This window comes from Streptomyces sp. NBC_00090, assembly GCF_045160815.1.
In the GTDB taxonomy this organism is placed as follows: Bacteria; Actinomycetota; Actinomycetes; order Streptomycetales; family Streptomycetaceae; genus Streptomyces.
The window spans coordinates 4,260,452-4,279,486 of sequence record NZ_CP108224.1 but is presented as its reverse complement, the minus strand read 5'-3'; the positions used below and the strand labels follow the sequence as shown (position 1 = coordinate 4,279,486).

Below are 19,035 nucleotides of genomic sequence, written 5' to 3'. Positions count from 1 at the left end.
TATTCGTGGGATATGCCTGCTTTGCCCGGCAAGGAGCATCCGGACTCTCTCACGGGCCACCCCGCTCGGAGCGGGAATGACGCGCTCCGACCCCCTTCGGCCCTTCTTTGAGCGGGCGACCGAGTGAAGAGTTGAGTCGACCCCGCTCAGGTCTGTTGACTCGTGGAGGGGTGTCGTGCATCCTTGAGTCAGATCCACTCAAGTCAGTCAGCTGGAGGAATTGAAATGGCACGTGCGGTCGGCATCGACCTGGGCACGACTAACTCCGTCGTCAGCGTTCTGGAAGGCGGCGAGCCCACCGTCATCACCAACGCCGAGGGCGCCAGGACCACGCCGTCCGTCGTCGCCTTCGCGAAGAACGGCGAGGTGCTCGTCGGCGAGGTGGCCAAGCGTCAGGCCGTCACCAACGTCGACAGGACCATCCGGTCGGTCAAGCGCCACATGGGCACCGACTGGAAGATCGAGATCGACGGCAAGAACTTCAACCCGCAGCAGATGAGCGCCTTCATCCTGCAGAAGCTCAAGCGTGACGCCGAGGCGTACCTGGGCGAGAAGGTCGTCGACGCGGTCATCACCGTCCCGGCGTACTTCAACGACTCCGAGCGTCAGGCCACCAAGGAGGCCGGTGAGATCGCGGGCCTCAACGTCCTGCGCATCGTCAACGAGCCGACCGCGGCCGCCCTGGCCTACGGCCTCGACAAGGACGACCAGACGATCCTCGTCTTCGACCTCGGTGGCGGCACCTTCGACGTGTCCCTCCTGGAGATCGGCGACGGCGTCGTCGAGGTGAAGGCCACCAACGGTGACAACCACCTCGGTGGTGACGACTGGGACCAGCGCGTCGTCGACTACCTGGTGACGCAGTTCCAGAACGGCCACGGCGTGGACCTGGCGAAGGACAAGATGGCGCTCCAGCGCCTGCGCGAGGCCGCCGAGAAGGCGAAGATCGAGCTGTCCTCCTCCACGGAGACCTCGATCAACCTGCCGTACATCACGGCCTCCGCCGAGGGCCCGCTGCACCTGGACGAGAAGCTCACGCGCGCTCAGTTCCAGCAGCTGACCTCGGACCTGCTCGACCGCTGCAAGGTGCCGTTCCACAACGTCATCAAGGACGCGGGCATCAACCTCTCCGAGATCGACCACGTCGTTCTCGTCGGTGGTTCGACCCGTATGCCGGCCGTCGCCGAGCTCGTCAAGGAGCTGACCGGCGGTCAGGACGCCAACAAGGGCGTCAACCCGGACGAGGTCGTCGCCATCGGCGCCGCGCTCCAGGCCGGTGTCCTCAAGGGTGAGGTCAAGGACGTCCTGCTCCTCGACGTGACCCCGCTGTCCCTCGGTATCGAGACCAAGGGCGGCATCATGACCAAGCTCATCGAGCGCAACACCACGATCCCGACCAAGCGGTCCGAGATCTTCACGACGGCCGAGGACAACCAGCCGTCCGTGCAGATCCAGGTCTACCAGGGCGAGCGCGAGATCGCGGCGTACAACAAGAAGCTCGGCATGTTCGAGCTGACCGGTCTGCCGCCGGCCCCGCGTGGCGTCCCGCAGATCGAGGTCGCCTTCGACATCGACGCCAACGGCATCATGCACGTGACCGCGAAGGACCTGGGCACGGGCAAGGAGCAGAAGATGACCGTCACCGGCGGCTCCTCGCTGCCGAAGGACGAGGTCGACCGGATGCGCCAGGAGGCCGAGCAGTACGCGGACGAGGACCACCGTCGCCGCGAGGCCGCCGAGTCCCGCAACCAGGGCGAGCAGCTCGTCTACCAGACGGAGAAGTTCCTCAAGGACAACGAGGACAAGGTCCCCGGTGACGTCAAGGCCGAGGTCGAGGTCGCGCTCGTCGAGCTGAAGGAGAAGCTCAAGGGCGAGGACACCGCCGAGATCCGCACCGCCACCGAGAAGGTCGCGGCCGTCTCCCAGAAGCTCGGCCAGGCCCTCTACGCGGACGCGCAGGGCGCGCAGGCCGCGGGCGACGCCGGTGCCGGCCAGGCGCAGGCCGACGACGACGTCGTCGACGCCGAGATCATCGACGACGAGCCCAAGAAGGGTGGTCAGGCGTGACCGAGGAGACCCCGGGCTTCGAGGAGAAGTCCGACGTCCCCTCCGGCGCCACGCCTGACGACGCCGCCGAGGCCGCCGACTCCTCCAAGGAGGAGAAGGCGGCCCCGGCCGGGGACGCGAGCGACCAGAAGTCGGCCGGTACCGCGGGCCTCACGGCCCAGCTGGACCAGGTGCGCTCCGCGCTCGACGAGCGCACCGCGGACCTCCAGCGGCTCCAGGCCGAATACCAGAACTACCGCCGCCGCGTGGAGCGGGACCGGGTCACGGTCAAGGAGATCGCCGTCGCGACCCTCCTGTCCGAGCTCCTGCCCGTGCTCGACGACGTCGGCCGGGCCCGGGACCACGGCGAGCTCCTGGGCGGGTTCAAGTCGGTGGCCGAATCGCTGGAGACCGTCGTCGCCAAGATGGGTCTGCAGCAGTTCGGCAAGGAGGGCGAGCCCTTCGACCCGACGATCCACGAGGCCCTGATGCACTCGTACGCGCCGGACGTCACCGAGACGACCTGCGTGGCGATCCTGCAGCCGGGGTACCGGATCGGGGAGCGGACCATCAGGCCCGCCCGGGTCGCGGTGGCCGAGCCCCAGCCGGGCGCCACGCCCGGCACCAAGGAAGAGAAGGCCGACGAGGAGAGCGTTGCCCCCGACGAGGGGTGACGCAACGATCGTCCGGAAGGAGGGACGTCGATGAGCACGAAGGACTTCGTCGAGAAGGACTACTACAAGGTTCTCGGCGTCCCCAAGGACGCCACCGAGGCCGAGATCAAGAAGGCGTACCGGAAGCTCGCCCGCGAGAACCACCCGGACGCCAACAAGGGCGACAGCAAGGCCGAGGCGCGCTTCAAGGAGATCTCCGAGGCCAACGACATCCTCGGTGACCCCAAGAAGCGCAAGGAGTACGACGAGGCGCGCGCCCTCTTCGGGAACGGCGGCTTCCGGGCCGGCGGCCCGGGCGGCGGCTCGTTCAACTTCGACCTGGGCGACCTCTTCGGAGGCGCCCAGGGCGGCCCCGGCGGAGCCGGCGGCTTCGGCGGCGGCGGAGGCATCGGGGACGTCTTCGGCGGCCTGTTCAACCGCGGGGCGGGCCCGGGTGCGCGTACCCAGCCGCGCCGCGGCCAGGACATCGAGTCCGAGGTGACGCTCAGCTTCATCGAGGCCGTCGAGGGCGCGACCGTACCGCTGCGGATGTCCAGCCAGCAGCCGTGCACGGCGTGTTCGGGCACCGGCGACAAGAACGGCACGCCCCGGGTGTGCCCGACCTGCGTCGGCACCGGACAGGTCTCGCGCGGCAGCGGCGGCGGCTTCTCGCTCACCGACCCGTGCGTGGACTGCAAGGGCCGCGGCCTCATCGCCGAGAACCCCTGCGAGGTCTGCAAGGGCAGCGGGCGGGCCAAGTCCTCCCGCACCATGCAGGTCCGCATCCCGGCGGGCGTCTCCGACGGGCAGCGGATCCGGCTCCGCGGCAAGGGCGCGCCGGGCGAGCGCGGCGGGCACCACGGCGACCTGTACGTCGTCGTGCACGTCGACGACCACGCGGTCTTCGGCCGCAAGGACGACAACCTCACCGTCACCGTGCCGGTCTCCTTCACGGAGGCGGCGCTCGGCGGCGAGATCAAGGTGCCGACCCTCGGCGGCCCCGCGGTCACGCTCAAACTGCCCGCGGGCACTCCGAACGGCCGGACCATGCGCGCCCGCGGCAAGGGGGCGGTCCGCAAGGACGGCACCCGCGGCGACCTCCTCGTCACCGTCGAGGTCGCGGTGCCCAAGGAGCTGGACGACAAGGCACGTGAGGCCCTGGAGACCTTCCGCGAGGCGACCGCCTCCGAGGATCCCCGGGCGGAGCTGTTCCAGGCCGCGAAGGGAGCGTGACCCGTGGACGGGCGCCGACGCAATCCGTACGAACTGACCGACGAGTCGCCGGTGTACGTCATCTCGGTGGCGGCCCAGCTCTCCGGTCTGCACCCGCAGACCCTGCGGCAGTACGACCGTCTCGGCCTGGTCTCCCCGGACCGCACGGCGGGCCGCGGGCGGCGCTACTCGGCCCGTGACATCGAGCTGCTCCGTCAGGTGCAGCAGCTGTCGCAGGACGAGGGCATCAACCTCGCCGGCATCAAGCGCATCATCGAGCTGGAGAACCAGGTCGCGGCGCTGCAGAGCCGGATCGCCGAGCTGTCGGCCGCGGTCGACGGCGCGGCGGCGGCGATGCGCCAGCGCGAGGCCCAGGTGCACGCCTCGTACCGGCGCGACCTGGTGCCGTACCAGGACGTGCAGCAGGCGAGCGCGCTGGTGGTCTGGCGCCCCAAGCGCGGCGAATAGCTCCGCACAGCACGTATGAGGCCCCCTCCACGGTCGTGGAGGGGGCCTCGTACGTACCCGACAGGCTTAGGGCCTATCCCTGATCCGCCGGACAGGCCCTACGGGATCAGCTCGGCCACGATGTCGCCGACGGTCTCCCACCAGGGCGCGGCGCCGGTGCCGAACGCGGCGGCGAGGGCGGTGCCGACGGCGTGGTCGCGGGGGGTGGGCTCGGCCGCCGGGTCCCACTCGGTGTCCACGCGGCCGTCCCCGGAGGACTCCAGGGTGCCGAGCCGGCGCCCGTTCCGGGTGAGCCGGCTCTCCACGTACGAGCAGGGCACGAGCCGGTAGCGGACCCCGTCGACCCGGGCGTCGACGCGGTACGAGGAGCGCAGCAGCCGCCCGCGCGCGGGCTTGAGGCGGGCCGGCTCCCCGTCGACGGTGAGCGCCAGCAGGGCGGCCTTCCGGGTCCCGATGGGGGTGTGGGTGTCGGGGCGGGTCCCCGGGGCCCGTACGAGCTCCACGGTGGGCAGTCCGTGGCCGGAGACCCGGAGGGTCCCCGCGGGTCCGTCGAGGTCGATCTGTACGTACACGGAGGTCAGTTGTCCCGTTCGAGGATTCCGGACTGGGCGATGAGATAGCCGAGCTGGGCCCGGCTGCCGCTGCCGAGGGCGGAGGCGAGCTTGGCGATGTGGGCGCGGCAGGTCCGCACGTTCATGCCGAGGCGGCGGGCGATGGCCTCGTCGACGAGGCCCTCGACGAGGAGCCTGGCGATGGAGCGCTGGACGCCGCCGATGCCGTCGGTCTTGATGTCGTACGGGATCTCCTCCCGTATCGGCACCGCGAGCTGCCAGAACTGGTCGAAGACGTTGCCGAGGTAGGCGACCAGGCCGGGGTGGCGCAGTTCCAGGGCGACCTGGCGGTCGCTGCGGGCCGGGATGAAGGCGACCTCGCGGTCGACGATGATCAGCCGGTCGATGATCTCCTCGAGCGTGCGGACCTGCACCTCGGGGCCGACGTGCTCCAGGTAGGTCAGCGTGAGCTCGGTGTGGCGGGCCGTGTGCTGGTAGAGCGTGCGCATGCTGATGCCGCGGCCGAGGAGCGGCGAGACGCGGTCGAGGGCCTCGGTGAGGGCCTGCGCGGGGCGTCCGCCGCCGGGCTGGACGGTGAGCAGCTCGTGGCGGCAGTTGGCGACGACCCGGTCGAGGGTCGAGTTGATGCGTTCGATGCCCTCCAGCACGGTGATGGCGTGCGTGGTGGGGGAGTCGTGGGCGCTGATCGCCATGAACGGCTCGAAGGCGTCCGAGAGGGCGACGGTGCGCCGGCGGCGGTCGAGTATTTCCCGTTCGATCGGCTGGAGGAGCTGCGCGAGGGCCGCCGAGGGGGGAACCGGACGGAGCCACTGGGCGTCGTCCGGGTCGGGGTGGAGCAGTGAGAGATCGAGGAGGCAAGGAGCCTCGACCGTCTCTGACCGGGGTATTCGCCCGCTCCGCAGGGCGGCCGCATACAGCTCGGAGCCGGCTTTGCAGAGTTCGGCATGGGAATGAGGGTGACCTGTTTCGTCCGCTTCTTTCCGCATATGTACACCCCCAGGCTCCTGCATCTCAGGAACATGATGCCTGGGTTTGGTGGTGCAGGTGCAGAGAGTAAGCCATCGTCTTACTCGCGGGGGTTGGTAAAGAGACGTTGCCTTCAAGTGAGGTTGCTCGGTGATGATGAAGAAGCTCATACGCGCGGTGGCCGGAGTCGCCTTCATCGCGGCCGCCACAGTGGGGGCCGTGGGAGTGACCCAGGACCCCGGCTGGCACACGGCGCCGGCAGCGGCGCAGGCCGCTCTGAACGACCCGGGCTGGCACACGGCCCCCGCGCTGCTCGGCGACCCGGGCTGGAGCGTGGCCCCCGCGCAGGATCCCGGCTGGAGCTAGACGGGCGCATGAACGTACCCGATGACCCCAGGTTCCGCCGGGAGATGGCCTCGGCCTATCGCTCCGGCTGGCACTTCGTCGATCTCGCCACGGCCATCCCCCACCTTGGCGACTCGCTGAAGGTAACCCTCTTCGGAGAACCGATCGTCGTGGCACGTGAGCAGGACGAGGACGTCCGCGCTTACCGCTGTCTCCGCCGTCCCCGCGGCGCGCCGCAGCCCATCCGCTGTGCCATCCGGTACGGCATGATCTTCGTCAACCTCGACCAGCGGGACCACCAGCTGATCGAACCCGAGACCATCACCGCCACCCCCCGCAGTGCCTGAGCGATTCCCCCGTCGTTGTAGATCGCTCAGGTACTTCCCCCACACAGCGGCGCCATCGCGGACCTGAAACGCGATGGCGCCGCTGTGCTGCGCCCGCGCACTCGCGCGGGCTCCTTCGGGGCTCCTTCGGGCTCCTCAGGTGCTTCCCGGGCGCTTTTCAGACGCTTCCCGGGCGCTCCCCAGGCGCTTCTCAGGCGCGGCCCATCGCCCGGGTGAGGGCGATCTCGATGACGACCCGGTCCGGGTTCGGGGCCGGCGTGCGGCCGTAGCGGCCCGCGTAGCGGTCGACGGCGTCGGCGACGACCTCGGCCTCCGTGCGGATGCGGGCGACGCCCTCCAGGGTGGCCCAGCGCCCCTTGTCCACCTGGCAGACCGCCACCCTCGCGCCGTCCGCGCCCGCCGCCAGGACGTTGGCGACCTTGCGGCTGTGCTTGTTGGTGATCACCCGTGCGTACCCGCCCTCGGGGTCGTACGTGACGCCTACCGCCACCACGTGCGGGGTGCCGTCCGGACGCGGGGTCGTCAGGGTGCACATGTGGTACTCGCGCCAGAAGCTGAGATACGAGTCGGAAGGGTTCCTCGGGTCTGTGGCCATGCCCGGAAACTACCCGGGGGAAGGCTCTCGTCGATACCTTGAGCGGAATGGACTCAACTTTGTGTACGTTGGAAGGGTCATAGAAGTCATAGAAGACACCCAGTCGTAGCAACGAGGAGGAACACCGCACGTGGACGTCGAACTGACCAATCGGAGCCGGGACGCGATCAACGCGGCCACGAGCCGCGCCGTGTCCGAGGGGAACCCGGATCTGATCCCCGCGCACCTGCTGCTGGCCCTGCTCGCGGGTCAGGACAACGAGAACATCACCGACCTGCTCGCCGCCGTCGAGGCCGACCAGGCGGTCGTGCGCTCCGGCGCGGAGCGGCTGATCGCCGCCCAGCCGAGCATCACGGGGTCCACGGTCGCGCCCCCGCAGCCCAACCGCGAGTTCCTGGCGGTCATCGCCGACGCCGACAAGCGCGCCAAGGAGCTCGGCGACGACTTCCTCTCCACCGAGCACCTGCTCATCGGACTCGCCGCCAAGGGCGGCCAGGCCGGTGAGATCCTCGACCGGCAGGGCGCGAGCGCATCGAAGCTGCTCGACGCCTTCGAGAAGAGCAGGGGAGGACGCCGGGTGACCACACCCGACCCGGAAGGGCAGTACAAGGCGCTGGAGAAGTTCGGCACGGACTTCACGGCCGCCGCGCGCGAGGGCAAGCTGGACCCGGTCATCGGCCGGGACCACGAGATCCGGCGCGTGGTGCAGGTGCTGTCCCGCCGCACCAAGAACAACCCGGTCCTCATCGGTGAGCCCGGCGTCGGCAAGACCGCCGTCGTCGAGGGCCTCGCCCAGCGGATCGTGAAGGGCGACGTACCCGAGTCGCTGAAGAACAAGCGGCTCGTCTCGCTCGACCTCGGCGCGATGGTCGCCGGGGCCAAGTACCGCGGCGAGTTCGAGGAGCGGCTGAAGACCGTCCTCTCCGAGATCAAGGCCAGCGACGGCCAGATCATCACCTTCATCGACGAGCTGCACACGGTCGTCGGCGCGGGCGCCGGCGGCGACTCCGCCATGGACGCGGGCAACATGCTCAAGCCCATGCTGGCCCGCGGCGAGCTCCGCATGGTCGGCGCGACCACCCTCGACGAGTACCGCGAGCGGATCGAGAAGGACCCCGCCCTGGAGCGCCGCTTCCAGCAGGTCCTGGTCGCCGAGCCGACGGTCGAGGACACCATCGCCATCCTCCGCGGCCTCAAGGGCCGGTACGAGGCGCACCACAAGGTGCAGATCAACGACTCCGCGCTGGTGGCCGCCGCCACGCTCTCCGACCGGTACATCACCTCGCGCTTCCTCCCCGACAAGGCCATCGACCTCGTCGACGAGGCCGCCTCCCGGCTCCGTATGGAGATCGACTCCTCGCCCGTCGAGATCGACGAGCTCCAGCGCTCGGTCGACCGGCTCCGCATGGAGGAGCTGGCGCTGAAGAACGAGACGGACGCGGCGAGCAAGCAGCGCCTGGAGAAGCTGCGGCGCGACCTCGCCGACCGCGAGGAGGAGCTGCGCGGCCTCACCGCCCGCTGGGAGAAGGAGAAGCAGTCCCTCAACCGGGTCGGCGAGCTCAAGGAGCGCCTGGACGAGGCCCGGGGACGGGCCGAGCGCGCCCAGCGCGACGGCGACTTCGACACCGCCTCCAAGCTGCTGTACGGGGAGATCCCGGCCCTGGAGCGGGAGCTGGCGGAGGCCTCCGAGGCCGAGGCCCAGCAGGAGTCGTCGAAGGACACCATGGTCAAGGAGGAGGTCGGCCCCGACGACATCGCGGACGTCGTCGGCGCCTGGACCGGCATCCCCGCGGGCCGCCTCCTGGAGGGCGAGACGCAGAAGCTGCTCCGGATGGAGGACGAGCTCGGCAGGCGTCTGATCGGCCAGTCCGAGGCCGTGCAGGCCGTCTCCGACGCCGTGCGCCGCACGCGCGCCGGGATCGCCGACCCCGACCGGCCCACCGGCTCCTTCCTCTTCCTCGGCCCGACGGGCGTCGGCAAGACCGAGCTGGCGAAGGCGCTCGCCGACTTCCTCTTCGACGACGAGCGGGCCATGATCCGCATCGACATGTCGGAGTACGGCGAGAAGCACTCCGTCGCCCGGCTCGTCGGCGCGCCCCCCGGCTACGTCGGCTACGAGGAGGGCGGCCAGCTCACGGAGGCGGTCCGCCGCCGCCCGTACAGCGTGGTCCTGCTCGACGAGGTGGAGAAGGCGCACCCGGAGGTCTTCGACGTCCTGCTCCAGGTCCTCGACGACGGCCGGCTGACCGACGGGCAGGGCCGGACGGTGGATTTCCGCAACACCATCCTGATCCTCACGTCGAACCTGGGCAGCCAGTACCTGGTCGACCCGCTGACCTCGGAGGACGTGAAGAAGCAGCAGGTCCTGGACGTCGTCAGGGCGAGTTTCAAGCCGGAGTTCCTCAACCGGCTCGACGACCTCGTGGTCTTCTCGGCGCTGGACCGGGCCGAGCTGGGCCGGATCGCGCGGCTCCAGATCGACCGGCTCGCGAAGCGGCTCGCCGACCGGCGGCTTACCCTGGAGGTCACGCCGGAGGCCCTGGAGTGGCTCGCCGAGGAGGGCAACGACCCGGCGTACGGCGCCCGGCCACTGCGCCGTCTGATCCAGACGGCGATCGGCGACCGGCTCGCGAAGGAGATCCTCGCGGGCGAGGTGGTGGACGGCGACACGGTCAGGGTGGACTGCTTCGAGGACGGCCTGATCGTCGGCGCGGCGCGGTAACCGGCAACGTTCTTGTCAGCCCGCAGCGGATCGCGGGATGTGGGGCTTGCCACGAACCGCCCGACATGGGGGAGGATGGCGAGCATCCGTACGAAGGGAAATACACGGTGAGCATCGACCCGTCCTCGATTCCGAATTTCGGGGGCCAGCCCCAGCCTCAGGCCGCAGGACCGGCGGGCCCCGTCGTCCCCGACCAGGACCTCGTCAAGCAGCTCCTCGAGCAGATGGAGCTGAAGTACGTCGTCGACGACGAGGGTGACCTCGCGGCGCCGTGGGAGGAGTTCCGCACGTACTTCATGTTCCGCGGCGAGGACGAGCAGCAGGTCTTCTCCGTGCGGACGTTCTACGACCGCCCGCACTCCGCCGACGACCGCGCCAAGGTCCTCGACGCGATCGACGACTGGAACCGCCGCACCCTGTGGCCCAAGGTCTACACGCACCTGCACGAGGAGGAGGACGGCTCCGCCACCCTCCGCCTCATCGGTGAGGCCCAGATGCTGATCGGCACCGGCGTCGCCCTGGAGCACTTCGTGTCCTCCACGGTCAGCTGGGTCCGCGCCTCCATCGAGTTCGACAAGTGGGTCGTGGAGCAGTTCGGTCTGGAGACCCCCGAGGAGAAGTCGGGCGACGAGGAGGCCTGAGCCTCCCGCCCCCGCTCTCCCCAGCGCGCCGAAGCCCGGCCGGAGCCGTGATCCCCGCGATCACGGCCCCGGGCCGGGCTTTCGCGCGTCCGGGGGCGCCGTCGGCGGAGCTGTTCGCGGCCGCGTGCAGCCGTTCACCCGATTGCCGTACGTCCAGTCAGGGCGGAGCGACGCTGTGATGCGGGATGACGGCATGAGACGGAGGGGCGCGTGCGGTGGATGTCGCGCCAGCGGTACCGGAGGCAGGCGCGGCGCGGGATAATCGGGCGCATGGCACAGACGCTCTTTTCGCCACCCGCTGCGGAGGTACTCCGCGCGCGGTACGCGAGCAGGCTTCCTGCCGCGCTCGCGGATCTCACCGGACCCGCGCACGGGCAGGTCGAGCTTCCGCTCCACGTCGCGTGGTCCGGGCTCCGTACGTACGATCTGGACCGCCCCCGCCTGCGGATGAGCCTGTACCGAACCGTCCTGGCAGAAGGGCAGCACGACGATCTCGCCGCCCTGCTCAATGAGGATCTGCTGCTCGCCCAGTGGCCGGTGCTGCGCACTCTGATCAGCCGGCACATCCGCCAGGTATGGGAAGAGGCGTTCCCCGCCCTCTCGCGACCGGCGTCCGCCGCGGCGTGAACCTGAGCGACCTGCACCGCCGCCTCCTGGCAGACGTTCTCGCCATCGGCACCCCTTATCCGTTGGTGATCACCGGGGGATACGCGGTACAGGCTCATGGCCTGGTCGACAGACTGAGCCAGGACCTCGACGTGGCCACCGAGAACCCGGCGCCCATGGACGACATCGCCGCCACCCTGGAGCGCGGCCTGGCCTGCAGAGGCTGGCACGTCACGGTGATCAGTACGGACCCGCTCTCGGCTCGCCTGATCGTCGCGGATCCCGCCGTCGGGGAGGAGTGCGAGGTGGACATCCTCAAGGAGAACTTCTGGGGCACGCCGGCCGAGACCGAGCACGGCCCGGTCCTGGCCCTGGACGATGTCATCGGCACCAAAGTCCGGGCTCTGGCCGACCGAGGGGCCGTCCGAGACCTGATCGACGTGCACGCGGCGTCTCGCGACCGCACGATCCACGAGCTCGAATCGCTTGGCGCCCGGCACAGCCGTGACGAGTTCCACCTCCAGGATCTCCGCGACCGTCTCGGCGGCGCGGACTGGTACGAGGACGAGGAGTTCGCCGCCTACGGCTTGGTCGAGCAGAGCATCACGGACCTACGGGAGTGGGCGGTGCGGTGGGTGAGCGACCTTGACCGGCGGCTGCACGCCACGGAGAGCGACCGGGGAGACTGAACTGCCCCGTGGTTTCGGTCGAACCCCGCAGATCGGCGTGCGTCTCGTGGACAAGGCCGTCACCCACCTGGTCGATCGCCTCGACGGCCGCAGGAGGCGCCGGCCTCAGGCGAGGCGCTTGAGGCGGGAGACGGCCTCCTCCAGGACCTCGGTCTTCTTGCAGAAGGCGAAGCGGACGAAGGGCGCGCCGGCCTCGCGGTGGTCGTAGAAGACGGCGTTGGGGATGGCGACGACGCCCGCGCGCTCGGGGAGGGCGCGGCAGAAGGCGAAGCCGTCGTCGGAGCCGAGCGGGCAGATGTCGGTGGTGACGAAGTAGGTTCCGGCCGGGCGGTAGACCTCGAAGCCCGCCTGCGCGAGGCCCTCGCTCAGCAGGTCCCGCTTGGCCTGGAGGTCGGCGCGGAGGGATGCGAAGTAGGCGGCCGGGAGGCGGAGCGCCTCGGCGATCGCGTACTGGAAGGGGCCGGAGGAGACGTAGGTGAGGAACTGCTTGGCCGAGCGGACGGCGGAGGTCAGCTCGGGGCTCGCGGTGATCCAGCCGACCTTCCAGCCGGTCAGTGAGAACGTCTTGCCGCTCGAACCGATGGTGACGGTCCGCTCCCGCATGCCGGGGAGGCTCGCGATCGGCACGTGCTCGGCCCCGTCGAAGACCAGGTGCTCGTACACCTCGTCGGTGACGACGAGCAGGTCCCGCTCGATCGCCAGCTCGGCGACGGCGGTCAGTTCGGCCCGGGTGAGGACGGTGCCGGTCGGGTTGTGCGGGGTGTTGAGCAGGATCAGCCGGGTCCGGTCGGTGACGGCGGCCCGCAGCTCGTCCAGGTCGAGGACGTAGCCGCCCTCGTGCGGGCGGAGGGTGACGGGGACGCGGGTGCCGCCGGCCATCGCGACGCAGGCCGCGTACGAGTCGTAGTACGGCTCCAGGGCGATCACCTCGTCGCCCGGCTCCACCAGGGCGAGCAGGGCGGCCGCGATCGCCTCGGTGGCGCCGGCGGTGACCAGGACCTCCGTGTCGGGGTCGTACCCGAGGCCGTACCACTCCCGCTGGTGGTCGGCGACGGCCTGGCGCAGTTCGGGGACGCCGGGGCCGGGCGGGTACTGGTTGCCGCGGCCGTCCCGCACCGCGCGGACCGCGGCCTCGCGGATCTCCTCGGGGCCGTCGGTGTCGGGGAAGCCCTGGCCGAGGTTGATCGACCCGGTCCTGGCGGCGAGCGCGGACATTTCGGCGAAGATCGTCGTCCCGAACTCGGCGAGGCGGCGGTTGAGCAGCGGTCGTGTCATGACCGCCATCCTGGGGGGAAGCTCTGGACTTGCTCAAGTGCGCTTTGACGCGGGCACGGCGGGGGGATCGCCCTGGCATGAGCATCGCATTGTTCGTCCTCGGGATCGCGTTCGTGATCGCGATCGTGGTGTGGGTCGTCGCGCTGTCGCTGCGCGGCACCGCTCGTGTCAGCCGTGGCGCCGACAGCTGGTGGGCCGATTCGTCGACCTCGTCGACGTCCTCGTCCTCCTCGTGTTCGACGTCGTCCTCGTCCTCGTCCTGTTCGAGTTCGAGCTCGTCGTGTTCGAGCTCGTCGTGTTCCTCTTCCTCCTGCTCCAGCTCCTCGTCCTCGTGCAGCTGAAGCTCTGGAATCGCTCAAGTCGCCTTTGAGGGAGAGCCGCAGAGGGCATCTCCCTCGCACAGAAGAACGGGGGTAGCACAGATGGAACTCGTCATCATCTTCATCGGATCGGTCGTCCTCATCGGCCTGATCGCCGCCGTCCGCATCCTCACCGGCAGCGCCGGCGGCGGTCGCCGCGGCGGGCGGAAGAACGGCCGCAGCTGGGCGGACGGCGGCGGCAGCGGCAGCGGGGGCTGCGGAGGGGGCGGAAGCTCCTGCGGATCCAGCTGCGGGGGTGGCTGCGGCGGCGGCAGCTGAGCGGGTAACGGCTCCGGAGGCACGTGACGTTGGCAAAACAGCGGATCTTGTCGATCGATTCTGATTGAACAATTGAACTGTGGGGTCCCCGAAGGGGTTGGAAACCACGGCAAGTTGGGTAAAAACGCTGCGAGTCGCTCGGCGTCCGTGGTTCTCTCGCTCCTGACAGAGACAGCCCTCGGACCGTGTGTGGAACCGAGCCGGCGATCCCCCACTCCCGTTGGACCCTCTCCGGGGCGCCCCCGGCCCACCCGTCAAACCGTGTTTGCGGAGCCGACCCATGCTCACCACCCTGAAAACCTCCTACACCGATACGCGCGCGGCCGATCTGGCCTGGGCCCTCGGGCGCGAGCCACTGCCCGCCCTGGCCGTGCTCGACCTCGAACTATCCGGTGCCAGACTCCAGTTGAGACTGCTCGGCGCCTCCCACCAGGTACTCCTGGAGGAGGACGGGCGCAGCTGCTCGGAGACCGTCGCCTGTATGCCCGGCAGCAGCACCCCGCTCCCCCTCGGCGTGTCCAAGCGCGTCGGCGAATGGGAGTACGAATTCGCGGCGCGCGTCGAGACGCTCTCGCACGGCTCCTTCGCGGGCCGGGCGCAGGAGCTGCTCGCGCTCGTCGCCGATCACCCCAACGGGCTCGCGGGGACCTTCCCCGGCTCCCCGCACGCCTTCACGGCGATGCTGGCGCAGCGCCACGAGGGGCAGGTGCGCTGGCGCACCTGGCACGCCTACCCGCAGGAGGGGCAGTTGGTCGTCACCAGGACCCGGATCGGCGCACGTATGCCCGCAACGCTCTGAAACACCCCTCCGGAGCTCCAGATGCACTCGTGTGGGTGACAAGGAGCGAGTAAGTCGTGACGTAGCGTTACGTTCATGATCGAGCCGACCGTGACCATGCCACCCACAAGGGTGCGTCAACCGCCCGAGCGGCGGCGCGACCGGCCCCCCCGATCACTCCGACCGTCGCGATCACCCCGATCATCCCGATCACTCCGATCACCACGATCACCTCGATCGGCCCGGCCGCCGCGGTCGGGCGACGCGGTGCGGTTCCCGGTTCTCGCCGTGGTCTTCGTCTGCGCCGCCTGCGGCCTGGTCTACGAACTCGAACTGGTCGCCCTCGCCTCCTACTTGATCGGCGACTCGGTCACCCAGGCCTCCGTCGTGCTCTCCGTGATGGTCTTCGCGATGGGCGTGGGCTCGCTCCTCGCCAAGCGGCTGCGCTGCCGCGCCGCCGTCGGCTTCGGCCTGGTCGAGGCCGGGCTCGCGCTCATCGGCGGCTGCTCGGCCATGGCGCTGTACGCGGCCTTCGCCTGGCTCGGCGAGTCGCGGTACGTCGTCGTGGCGTTCTCGCTCGCCATCGGGGTGCTCATCGGCGCGGAGATCCCGCTCCTCATGTCCCTCATACAGCGGGCCGCCGGGCCGGGGCCCACGAAGCGGGCGAGGCGGCAGGGGCAGGCCCCGAGCCGTGAGCAGGACGACGCCGCGGGGACGGTGGCCGACCTCTTCGCCGCCGACTACGTCGGCGCGCTCGTCGGCGGTCTCGCCTTCCCCTTCCTGCTGCTGCCCTGGCTCGGCCAGCTCACCGGCGCGCTCGTCACCGGCGCGGTGAACGTGGTCGCGGGCGGCGGGCTCGTGCTCTGGGTCTTCCGCCACGACCTGACCACCCGCTCCCGCGCCCTGCTGATCGCCGTGAACGTCTCGGTCCTGGCGCTCCTCGCCACGGCCACCGTGCTCGTCGACGACTTCGAGCAGGCCGCGCGCCGGGCCGTGTACGGGGACCAGGTGCGGGTCGCCGTCCACACCGAGCTCCAGGAGGTGGTGGTGACGGGTGGCCGCGAGGGGCCGCCCGACCTGTTCCTCGACGGCCGGCTCCGGGTGGCCGGCCAGGACGAGCACCGGTACCACGAGGCGCTCGTCCACCCCGCGATGAAGGGCCCGCACTCTCGCGTCCTGATCGTCGGCGGCGGGGACGGGCTGGCCGCCCGGGAGGTGCTGCGCTACTCCGGGGTCACCGCCGTCACCGTCGTCGAGCTCGACCCCGGGGTCGTCCGCCTCGCCCGTACCGATCCCGCCCTCGCCACGCTCAACGCGCAGGCGTTCCGGGACCGGCGCGTCCGGGTGGTCCACGCGGACGCCTTCAACTGGCTCCGGGGCGCCACCGAGCATGTGCAGGAACGGTACGACGTGGTGATCTCCGACCTTCCCGACCCCGGCATCACCCCCAGCACCAAGTTGTACTCGGAGGAGTTCTACGGGCTCGCGGCCCGGATCCTCACCGGCTCCGGACGGTTCGCCGTCCACGCCGGATCGGTCACCGACCGGCCCCACACCTACTGGACGGTGGACGCCACCCTGCGCGCCGCCGGGTTCGCCACCCGCCCCTACAGCGCGAGCGGCCGCACCCCGGGCTTCGCCGCGGGCCCCGACCGCGCCGACCGCGCCGGCGGTACGGAGCGGGGGCCGGGGGACTGGGGCTTCCTCCTCGCGGTCGCGGGCGACCGCCCGCCCGCGCTGGGCCTCGCGCCCGACGCGCCCCGGCTGCGCTCCCTCGGCCCGGGCACCCTGGAGGCCGCCGCCCGCCGCGCGGAGCGGACCCGGGGCGCCGAGCTGCCGCCCTCGACCCTGGTGCACCCGCGGTACGGCGGCTGAGGACGGCTGGGGCGCGCGGGCCCCCGCGCGAAGAGGCGACGCCGCGCCCCGGCCTGAGTAGGCTCGGTTTCCATGGACCACGAGGTGTTCGTTCCGGTACCGGCCGAGGCCCTGCGCGCGACGCTCACGGACCCCGCGAGGGTGGCACGCTGCGTGTCCGGCCTCCAGCGGGACGCCGACGCGGAGGCGGGTCCCCTCGCGGGCCGGCTCAAGGTCAGGGTCGGCGGCCACACCATCACCTACCGGGGCGCCCTGAAGGTGGTCGAGCGGGACGGCGCCATCACCTACGAGGGACAGGGTGCCGAGGCGCGGGGCAAGGGCTCCGCGGAGCTCTCCCTGACCGTCGTCCTCACCCCGGTGGGCGAGGGCACCAGCCTGAGCTTCACGGGCGCCCTGACCCCGGTCGGCCGGCTGGCCGAGGCGACGGAGGAGGCGCGGGCAATGGCCGGCATCCGGCTGCTCGACAAGTTCGTCGAGGCCCTGGCGGCGCTCACGGAGGAGTCCGACGAGTCCGACGAGTCCGACGAGTCGAAGGACGCGGTGTCCGGGGGCGGCACCGCCGCCCGTACCGCCGCCGGACTCGCCGCCGAAGCTGATGCCGACGCCGACGCCGACGCCGACGCCGACGCCGATGGCGAGCCCGACGCCGATGCCGATGGCGAGCCCGATGCCGACGCCGACAGCGCGGCTGCCGACAGGGACCCCGAATCCGACTCCGAGTCCGACTCCGAGTCCGACTCCGACTCCGACCGCGACTCCGATCACGACGGGGTGGACGACGGGGTCGAGGAGCCCGGGTCCGTCTTCGACGCGCCCGTCCCGCCCCCCTCCCTGGACCCCCGCCTCGACGAGGGCTTCGGCTCCACCCCGATCGACTTCCCCGCCCCGCAGCCCGCCGCCGAGGCCGCCCACGCCCGGCGGACCATGATCGGTCGGAGCGCCGAGGAGGTCGACCACGCCCCGCCGCGCGGCCGGTACGCCCCGGTGCCCGCCCCCGAGGCCGGCAGCGCGGGCGCCACCCTGCGCTGGATCGTTCCCGCCGCCGCGCTCGCGATCGCTTCCGCCGTCGTCGTCGGCCGGGCTCTGCGCCGACGCCGCTGAATCGGCCCGGCACGTTTAGGGTCGGGGCGTGAGCATGCAGACGCGACTGACGGCGGGCGACGCCGAGTTGACCATCAACCCCGAACACGGCTGCCGCATCGAGGGCCTGAGTATCGGCGGCACCGAAGTGCTGCGCCAGGGCGAGCGGTACGGAAGCTTCCCGATGGTGCCCTGGTGCGGGCGGACCGAGAACGGCCGCTTCCGCAACGGGGCGACCGCACATGAGCTGCCGGTCAACGCACCCCCGCACGCCATCCACGGCACCGTCCGGGACCTCGCCTGGAAGACCGTCCGCACCTCCGGGACGGAAGCGGTCTTCACCTGCGAGCTCGGGGACCCCTGGCCGTACAAGGGCAGGGTCACCCAGGTGTTCGAGCTGGCCGAGGACTCCCTGACCCTCACCTTCGGGGTCGAGACCTACGACGACTCCTTCCCGGCCCAGGCCGGTTGGCACCCCTGGTTCCTGCGCAACCTCGGCAAGGGCGGCGAGGACGTACGGCTCGACTTCACCCCCGCCTGGCAGGAGGAGCGCGGCGAGAACCACCTCCCCACCGGCCGTCGGATCGCCCCCCTCCCCGGCCCCTGGGACGACTGCTTCGGCATGCCCGACGGCGTCGACATCACCCTCACCTGGCCGGAGGAGCTGGAGCTGAAGGTCACCAGCCGCGCCGAGTGGGTCGTGATCTACGACGAGCCGGAGGACGCGGTCTGCGTCGAGCCGCAGTCCGGCCCGCCGAACGGCCTCAACACCCACCCGCGCCTCGTCACCCCGATCGACCCCCTGGAGGTCGGGAGCGTCTGGCGCTGGCGGCGGCTGTAGGCGACCGTCGGCGGACGCCCCTTAAGCTCAGGGGCATGACTGACGTACGCGCTGAGCTGCTCCAGCAGATCAAGGACAAGGCCGTGGTGCACGGCAAGGTGACCCTCTCCTCGGGTCTGGAAGCCGACTACTACATCGACCTGCGCCGGATCACGCTGGACGGCGAGGCCGCGCCGATGGTGGGTCAGGTCATGCTCGACCTCACCGCCGACCTGGACTTCGACTGCGTGGGCGGCCTGACGCTGGGCGCCGACCCGGTCGCGACCTCGATGCTGCACGCCTCCGCCGCGCGCGGACAGCGCCTCGACGCCTTCGTCGTACGGAAGGCGCAGAAGGCGCACGGCATGCAGCGCCGCATCGAGGGGACGGACGTGAAGGGCCGCCGCTGCCTCGTGGTCGAGGACACCTCGACCACCGGCGGCTCGCCGCTGACCGCCGTCGAGGCCGTCCGCGAGGCGGGCGGCGAGGTCGTCGCCGTGGCCACGATCGTGGACCGGGGTGCCGCCGACGCCATCTCCGGAGCGGGTCTGACGTACCTCACCGGCTACCAGCTGGCCGATCTCGACCTGGCGTAACCGCCGCGAAGTCGTGACTTAGGTCCCGGGCTCCGGCGATAGCGGTCCTGACCTGCGTTTTTGCCAAGGGGCGGGGTGTTTCACGTGAAACACCCCGCCCCTTGGTGTGCC

The 19,035-nt window shown here is 70.8% G+C and carries 21 protein-coding genes; 17 read left to right on the top strand and 4 right to left on the bottom strand.

Annotation, left to right across the window (positions count from 1 at the left end; all coding sequences use genetic code 11):
* Positions 1-225: 225 nt before the first annotated feature.
* From dnaK to OG361_RS18995, 4 genes are read left to right on the top strand one after another with little or no spacing between them, the layout of a single operon-like run.
* On the top strand, positions 226-2,067 hold the full coding sequence (gene dnaK / locus OG361_RS19010; RefSeq protein ID WP_405855095.1) for a molecular chaperone DnaK: 1,842 nt from the start codon (positions 226-228) through the stop codon (positions 2,065-2,067).
* The gene (gene grpE, locus OG361_RS19005) at positions 2,064-2,720 is read left to right on the top strand and encodes a nucleotide exchange factor GrpE (protein ID WP_405855093.1); all 657 of its coding nucleotides are present in this window, start codon (positions 2,064-2,066) and stop codon (positions 2,718-2,720) included. The genes dnaK and grpE overlap by 4 nt, the downstream gene beginning before the upstream one ends.
* Positions 2,721-2,750: 30 nt before the next feature.
* On the top strand, positions 2,751-3,932 hold the full coding sequence (gene dnaJ / locus OG361_RS19000; protein ID WP_405855091.1) for a molecular chaperone DnaJ: 1,182 nt from the start codon (positions 2,751-2,753) through the stop codon (positions 3,930-3,932).
* 3 nt (positions 3,933-3,935) lie between these two features.
* On the top strand, positions 3,936-4,379 hold the full coding sequence (locus OG361_RS18995; RefSeq protein WP_015034631.1) for a heat shock protein transcriptional repressor HspR: 444 nt from the start codon (positions 3,936-3,938) through the stop codon (positions 4,377-4,379).
* 98 nt (positions 4,380-4,477) lie between these two features.
* Here the strand turns inward: OG361_RS18995 and OG361_RS18990 are convergent, their stop codons facing one another.
* Both OG361_RS18990 and OG361_RS18985 read right to left on the bottom strand, forming a co-directional pair.
* The gene (locus tag OG361_RS18990) at positions 4,478-4,951 is read right to left on the bottom strand and encodes a hypothetical protein (protein WP_405855089.1); all 474 of its coding nucleotides are present in this window, start codon (positions 4,949-4,951) and stop codon (positions 4,478-4,480) included.
* A 5-nt stretch (positions 4,952-4,956) separates the two neighbouring features.
* A complete protein-coding gene (locus OG361_RS18985; protein WP_405855087.1) occupies positions 4,957-5,937 on the bottom strand; it encodes a helix-turn-helix transcriptional regulator in 981 nt (326 codons plus the stop codon).
* A 133-nt stretch (positions 5,938-6,070) separates the two neighbouring features.
* On the opposite strand from OG361_RS18985, the gene OG361_RS18980 reads away from it, so the two are divergent.
* Entirely contained in the window at positions 6,071-6,283 is a 213-nt protein-coding gene (locus tag OG361_RS18980; protein WP_405855085.1) for a hypothetical protein, read from the top strand.
* A gap of 8 nt (positions 6,284-6,291) precedes the next feature.
* The gene (locus OG361_RS18975; protein ID WP_384560468.1) at positions 6,292-6,609 is read left to right on the top strand and encodes a (2Fe-2S)-binding protein; all 318 of its coding nucleotides are present in this window, start codon (positions 6,292-6,294) and stop codon (positions 6,607-6,609) included.
* Between the two features lie 190 nt (positions 6,610-6,799).
* Here OG361_RS18975 and OG361_RS18970 read toward each other — a convergent pair whose 3' ends face one another.
* Positions 6,800-7,204 (bottom strand): pyridoxamine 5'-phosphate oxidase family protein, encoded by a 405-nt coding sequence (locus tag OG361_RS18970; RefSeq protein ID WP_405855083.1) that lies wholly within the window; start codon positions 7,202-7,204, stop codon positions 6,800-6,802.
* Between the two features lie 130 nt (positions 7,205-7,334).
* Here OG361_RS18970 and clpB point away from each other — a divergent pair, with 130 nt between their 5' ends.
* From clpB to OG361_RS18950, 4 genes are all read left to right on the top strand, one after another.
* Complete coding sequence (clpB, locus tag OG361_RS18965; RefSeq protein ID WP_405855081.1) at positions 7,335-9,926, top strand: ATP-dependent chaperone ClpB; 2,592 nt, start codon at positions 7,335-7,337, stop codon at positions 9,924-9,926.
* 107 nt (positions 9,927-10,033) lie between these two features.
* Positions 10,034-10,567, top strand: coding sequence for a YbjN domain-containing protein (locus tag OG361_RS18960; RefSeq protein ID WP_384560461.1), 534 nt, complete (start codon positions 10,034-10,036; stop codon positions 10,565-10,567).
* Positions 10,568-10,837: 270 nt separating this feature from the next.
* A complete protein-coding gene (locus OG361_RS18955; protein WP_405855079.1) occupies positions 10,838-11,194 on the top strand; it encodes a hypothetical protein in 357 nt (118 codons plus the stop codon).
* A complete protein-coding gene (locus OG361_RS18950; protein ID WP_405855077.1) occupies positions 11,191-11,862 on the top strand; it encodes a nucleotidyl transferase AbiEii/AbiGii toxin family protein in 672 nt (223 codons plus the stop codon). Before OG361_RS18955 ends, OG361_RS18950 begins: the two co-directional genes overlap by 4 nt.
* A gap of 105 nt (positions 11,863-11,967) precedes the next feature.
* Here the strand turns inward: OG361_RS18950 and OG361_RS18945 are convergent, their stop codons facing one another.
* Positions 11,968-13,146, bottom strand: a complete 1,179-nt coding sequence (locus OG361_RS18945; RefSeq protein ID WP_405855076.1) for a pyridoxal phosphate-dependent aminotransferase — start codon at positions 13,144-13,146, stop codon at positions 11,968-11,970.
* 181 nt (positions 13,147-13,327) lie between these two features.
* On the opposite strand from OG361_RS18945, the gene OG361_RS18940 reads away from it, so the two are divergent.
* From OG361_RS18940 to pyrE, 7 genes are all read left to right on the top strand, one after another.
* On the top strand, positions 13,328-13,507 hold the full coding sequence (locus OG361_RS18940; protein ID WP_405855074.1) for a hypothetical protein: 180 nt from the start codon (positions 13,328-13,330) through the stop codon (positions 13,505-13,507).
* A gap of 52 nt (positions 13,508-13,559) precedes the next feature.
* Positions 13,560-13,775: a hypothetical protein gene (locus tag OG361_RS18935; RefSeq protein ID WP_405855072.1), complete on the top strand. Its 216-nt coding sequence runs from the start codon at positions 13,560-13,562 to the stop codon at positions 13,773-13,775.
* A 280-nt stretch (positions 13,776-14,055) separates the two neighbouring features.
* Positions 14,056-14,574, top strand: a complete 519-nt coding sequence (locus OG361_RS18930) for a DUF2617 family protein (protein ID WP_405855070.1) — start codon at positions 14,056-14,058, stop codon at positions 14,572-14,574.
* Positions 14,575-14,670: 96 nt separating this feature from the next.
* Positions 14,671-16,428: a polyamine aminopropyltransferase gene (locus tag OG361_RS18925; protein ID WP_405862332.1), complete on the top strand. Its 1,758-nt coding sequence runs from the start codon at positions 14,671-14,673 to the stop codon at positions 16,426-16,428.
* A 72-nt stretch (positions 16,429-16,500) separates the two neighbouring features.
* Positions 16,501-17,529 carry an SRPBCC family protein gene (locus OG361_RS18920; protein WP_405855068.1) on the top strand — a complete coding sequence of 343 codons (1,029 nt, stop codon included), beginning with the start codon at positions 16,501-16,503 and terminating at the stop codon, positions 17,527-17,529.
* A gap of 34 nt (positions 17,530-17,563) precedes the next feature.
* On the top strand, positions 17,564-18,349 hold the full coding sequence (locus OG361_RS18915) for an aldose 1-epimerase (RefSeq protein WP_405862330.1): 786 nt from the start codon (positions 17,564-17,566) through the stop codon (positions 18,347-18,349).
* A gap of 35 nt (positions 18,350-18,384) precedes the next feature.
* Positions 18,385-18,924, top strand: a complete 540-nt coding sequence (gene pyrE, locus OG361_RS18910) for an orotate phosphoribosyltransferase (protein ID WP_384560451.1) — start codon at positions 18,385-18,387, stop codon at positions 18,922-18,924.
* The last annotated feature ends 111 nt before the right edge of the window (positions 18,925-19,035 follow it).

Excerpts from the sequence above, each read along its gene's own strand:
- OG361_RS18920 (WP_405855068.1), top strand. The coding sequence starts at position 16,501 with ATGGACCACGAGGTGTTCGTTCCGGTACCGGCCGAGGCCCTGCGCGCG.
- OG361_RS18970 (WP_405855083.1), bottom strand. The coding sequence starts at position 7,204 with ATGGCCACAGACCCGAGGAACCCTTCCGACTCGTATCTCAGCTTCTGG.
- OG361_RS18980 (WP_405855085.1), top strand. The coding sequence starts at position 6,071 with ATGATGAAGAAGCTCATACGCGCGGTGGCCGGAGTCGCCTTCATCGCG.
- OG361_RS18985 (WP_405855087.1), bottom strand. The coding sequence starts at position 5,937 with ATGCGGAAAGAAGCGGACGAAACAGGTCACCCTCATTCCCATGCCGAA.
- pyrE (WP_384560451.1), top strand. The coding sequence starts at position 18,385 with ATGACTGACGTACGCGCTGAGCTGCTCCAGCAGATCAAGGACAAGGCC.
- OG361_RS18945 (WP_405855076.1), bottom strand. The coding sequence starts at position 13,146 with ATGGCGGTCATGACACGACCGCTGCTCAACCGCCGCCTCGCCGAGTTC.
- dnaJ (WP_405855091.1), top strand. The coding sequence starts at position 2,751 with ATGAGCACGAAGGACTTCGTCGAGAAGGACTACTACAAGGTTCTCGGC.
- OG361_RS18935 (WP_405855072.1), top strand. The coding sequence starts at position 13,560 with ATGGAACTCGTCATCATCTTCATCGGATCGGTCGTCCTCATCGGCCTG.
- OG361_RS18925 (WP_405862332.1), top strand. The coding sequence starts at position 14,671 with ATGCCACCCACAAGGGTGCGTCAACCGCCCGAGCGGCGGCGCGACCGG.
- OG361_RS18930 (WP_405855070.1), top strand. The coding sequence starts at position 14,056 with ATGCTCACCACCCTGAAAACCTCCTACACCGATACGCGCGCGGCCGAT.
- dnaK (WP_405855095.1), top strand. The coding sequence starts at position 226 with ATGGCACGTGCGGTCGGCATCGACCTGGGCACGACTAACTCCGTCGTC.
- OG361_RS18975 (WP_384560468.1), top strand. The coding sequence starts at position 6,292 with ATGAACGTACCCGATGACCCCAGGTTCCGCCGGGAGATGGCCTCGGCC.
- OG361_RS18915 (WP_405862330.1), top strand. The coding sequence starts at position 17,564 with ATGCAGACGCGACTGACGGCGGGCGACGCCGAGTTGACCATCAACCCC.
- OG361_RS18955 (WP_405855079.1), top strand. The coding sequence starts at position 10,838 with ATGGCACAGACGCTCTTTTCGCCACCCGCTGCGGAGGTACTCCGCGCG.